The sequence below is a fragment of the Roseburia zhanii genome (assembly GCF_014287635.1).
GTDB lineage: Bacteria > Bacillota > Clostridia > Lachnospirales > Lachnospiraceae > Roseburia_B > Roseburia_B zhanii.
This window is the reverse complement of record NZ_JACOPH010000097.1, coordinates 1-582: the sequence shown is the minus strand read 5'-3', so window position 1 is coordinate 582 and position 582 is coordinate 1. Positions and strand designations below refer to the sequence as shown.

2 pseudogenes are annotated in these 582 nt (G+C 33.2%); both read right to left on the bottom strand.

Annotated features, from left to right (window positions below):
- Positions 1 to 185 (bottom strand): annotated as a pseudogene (locus H8S17_RS16360) (hypothetical protein); the annotation flags it as partial.
- Between the two features lie 131 nt (positions 186 to 316).
- Positions 317 to 582, bottom strand: a pseudogene (locus H8S17_RS16355) (hypothetical protein); the annotation flags it as partial.

Sequence of the window (582 nt, the reverse complement as noted above, 5' to 3'; positions counted from 1 at the left end):
GTCTTAATCTGCTCTGTTTTTGTCACACCGGGACGTGATGTTTTTAATTCAACTGTACTTGTTGTCACGTTGCCGTCTTTTGTATTTGTACTATCCTTTTCACTATCTGTTTTTTTTACAGTATTCTTATAATTTGAAGCATAATACGATGTGTAACTGCTGTTATTGATACCCGTAATTGCCATAATCCTACCTCCCTGTTATTGAAACTTAAAATAATTTCTATTATATTGAACGACTTGGATATTTAATTTCTCTCAGCCTCAATATGATATGTAATTACTATTTTTATTTGTAAATCATAGTACTAACATCATCAAATCTTAATGCTCATCAATAACTGCTCTCTATTAGGCTGAATCATTGTATATTTCTCCTTAAATGAGGTAATTGCACCATACATTTTCTCAGTTAAATTTTCTGGGATTTCGTCCTTTCCCCTGGTTTTTTGCTCCTCAATGTAAGCCGATGCCAAAGTTGACCTTGTGGTAATTTTTGAAATTTTATTCATTTCTTCACCAATAATTCCACGGGCATGCTGATTGGTTGTCTCCATTGTCACAAAGTCATCCACTGTTTTTT